Source organism: Nitrosomonas sp. Nm33 (genome assembly GCF_900107265.1).
GTDB lineage: Bacteria > Pseudomonadota > Gammaproteobacteria > Burkholderiales > Nitrosomonadaceae > Nitrosomonas.
In genome coordinates this window covers 1-2,720 of record NZ_FNPJ01000141.1, presented here as the reverse complement: position 1 = coordinate 2,720, position 2,720 = coordinate 1, and the positions used below count along the sequence as shown (strand labels likewise).

Here is a 2,720-nt window from a genome sequence, read left to right as displayed (position 1 = left end):
GCCATCCTTCTCTCGAACGGATAATACCTTACGGCGAAATGATACTGGATAGGTCATTCACAAATTATAATCAATTTATATGTGATTGGCTATATCGCTTTTACAGGTTACTAGCAGGGTATTTCACAAAATACCCGAGATTGAATCGTTACGCTGTAACCCTAATCACCATACCTGCAATCTAATTTTTCTGCTAAATCGAGAATAGCCTGTTCGACTAATTCTTTCTTTGTCTTGCCTGTAACCTATAAAAAAACACTACGGCACCCAAAGCGGTTGATCGCGCACGGCTTGCCTTCCAGGAGAAAATCAAGGCGTATGAAACTGTCGGTCGCACGATTGTTTACATTGATGAAAGTGAGTTTGCCCATGATATGCCGCGCATGCATGGATATGCTCCCCTGGGGCAAAGATGCTACGGCGTCCGGGACTGGCATGCCAAAGCGCGGACAAACGTCATCGGTGCGCTGATCGGAGAATTCCTGCATACCATCGGATTGTTCAGGACGAGCATTAATGCCGACGTTTTCTACGCGTGGACCGTGCAAGACCTGTTGCCCAAACTTCCTCCGGCTTGCGTCATCGTGATGGACAATGCTGCTTTCCACAAACGACAGGATATCCATGAGGTCATCGCCAAAGCTGGGTACGTGCTCGAATACCTGCCCGTTTTACTTTCCGGACCTCAACCTCATAGAACACAAATGGGCGCAATCAAAAGCTCTGCGCAGAAAATCTCAGTGCTCCATCGAGAACCTCTTCAATGAGAATGCTCTTTGGATCATTCCTAACTGGTTGGGCTATATAAGTGCGTATCTTGGCGTTGTGGCTATCGGTTTATAACAAAAAACCCATCCCCTTATTGAAAGAGGATGGGTCTATGCAACGCTCGTTACAATCTGGACTTAAACAACGTCATCCAGAATCGCTCGGCTTTGTTCGTTCCATTGCACATCCAGGAGATTGGAGAACCGTGTAATAACCTGGACGGCAACCCCGCCAGAGAACAGGGCGGCCCATGCCAGCACCACGAAACCCCAATGCAACGGTGCGCTGAAGAGTTCCTCCATGAACCAGAAGGCGTGACCCCATTCATTGAGGCCAACGTTCGGAAGGCTCATCAGCGGACCAGCGATAGCCATCACCAGCGGAAACGAAGTTCCCTTGTTGTACAGCGGCAATCGCGTCCTTGCATATAGGAAAGTTGATACTCCTATGATGATGTACATCGGGAACGAGCCATAGAACAGCGGTATATGGCTGGGCGTGAAACTGGTGTCGCGAATGATCACCTGATGCCAGGAAGCATCCTGTTCGGTGAAGAAGCTCGACCCCCAGTAGACGGCAAACATGTAGACGCCAAGCCACATCAGGAAATAGAAGTACCGCTTGATTTCCTTTTTCACCGGCAGGTTTGCCAGTTGTTCCCTGGTATCACGCGTCTTCCATACCCAGCCCCAGACTGTCAGGGCCAGGGCCGGCCAGAGCATCATCTGGAAACGCCATAGGCCCATCCAGATTTGATCAAACTCTGGTTCCATGGAGTCCATCCCATGGGAGTAGGCGTAGGTCCGCTGAAACCAGATCCAGAAAATAGCTATTCCCAGTATGGGCAGAAGACCCAGCTTGTAGAACCTGGAGTCATACCATTCCGACATGTCATAGGCAAGACTGCTTACCTTCGCTGCTTTATCTACCGATCTGTTTCCAAGTGCAGGAATACTCATCTAATTAACTCCTCTTTTGCAAATAATCCAAAATTCCAAAAGGAATTCAAAAATTAAGAACAAAAACAACAGCTCCGGTCCTACCGAGAGTCTTCCAGAAGCGGAAAATCTTCGGAAGCACCGGTTTTAAAGCATCCATGGCTTTTTTCCTCCTCTTTAATTATGGTTTCACCTTTCTTAAAGGTACTTCAATGCCTTGTCGCGAGACCTTGTTTTAGCCAGGGTTACAGTACTATGGTCACCGCAGTAACATCTACATGCTCCACGGATCAAAACAGCACTACTGCCATACCCAGGAATATCAAATGACAGCAAGTTTTCTTTCTTCCATGTTGTTCTTTAGTGGCAATTGAAACATCACGTATAGCAAAGTACAGCTAGTCATTAATAATTTGTGAATTTTTTGTGAAGTTTATATAAAGACCTTTTTTTATTAACCAAGTTCCCTCAAGAAATTTTTCCTGATGGAGCAAGGCTTGAAATATCTAAGAGTCTGTTCACGATCATGTGAATGTCATAGACTCCAGGAATGAGGAAAGAGATACCAAGCGACATGAGTCGGGAGGCATTTGAAGATATTCGACGTCTGTTGGAGAGCGTGCGCAAGCAGACGAAGTCAATGACGGTTGATTTATATGATGATTTTGCGAGGTGCTGTATTTGCTGAAAAGCAGATGTCATTCCAATTCGCATTGAAAGATGAAGAAATGAAACAATCTAGCCATGAATTACGAGGAAAAAAATCATGGCAAGAAAAGCGAGTGGAACAGATCAATTGGTATCAGCCTGAGAATTATTGAGAACAGCTAAAACAGCGGAGGAGTTGAGGGCGGCCCAAGCAGTATCGCTGCCCTTGGAATTGGGAATGTCGTTAGAGGAAACGGCGAAGGCTATTGGCCGTTCCATTAGATGGACGTGTAGCATGCGCACGCGCTACTGTAGCGTTGCTCGCTGTGAGGAGGAGGCACCTCGAATGAAACGAGCCCTTCGTAA

Annotated in this window: 3 protein-coding genes and 1 pseudogene; 3 read left to right on the top strand and 1 reads right to left on the bottom strand. The window is 46.7% G+C overall.

Annotation, left to right across the window (positions count from 1 at the left end):
- The first annotated feature begins 374 nt into the window (after positions 1–374).
- Positions 375–767 carry a transposase gene (locus tag BLV54_RS15000; protein WP_218132441.1) on the top strand — a complete coding sequence of 131 codons (393 nt, stop codon included), beginning with the start codon at positions 375–377 and terminating at the stop codon, positions 765–767.
- Positions 768–905: 138 nt separating this feature from the next.
- On the opposite strand, the gene BLV54_RS14995 is transcribed toward BLV54_RS15000, so the two are convergent.
- Positions 906–1,727 carry a methane monooxygenase/ammonia monooxygenase subunit C gene (locus tag BLV54_RS14995; RefSeq protein ID WP_090572383.1) on the bottom strand — a complete coding sequence of 274 codons (822 nt, stop codon included), beginning with the start codon at positions 1,725–1,727 and terminating at the stop codon, positions 906–908.
- A gap of 635 nt (positions 1,728–2,362) precedes the next feature.
- Between BLV54_RS14995 and BLV54_RS17420 the strand changes: the two genes are divergently transcribed.
- Entirely contained in the window at positions 2,363–2,527 is a 165-nt protein-coding gene (locus BLV54_RS17420; RefSeq protein WP_218132440.1) for a hypothetical protein, read from the top strand.
- Positions 2,524–2,720, top strand: a pseudogene (locus tag BLV54_RS14985) (winged helix-turn-helix domain-containing protein); the annotation flags it as partial. The gene BLV54_RS17420 and the pseudogene BLV54_RS14985, both read left to right, overlap by 4 nt.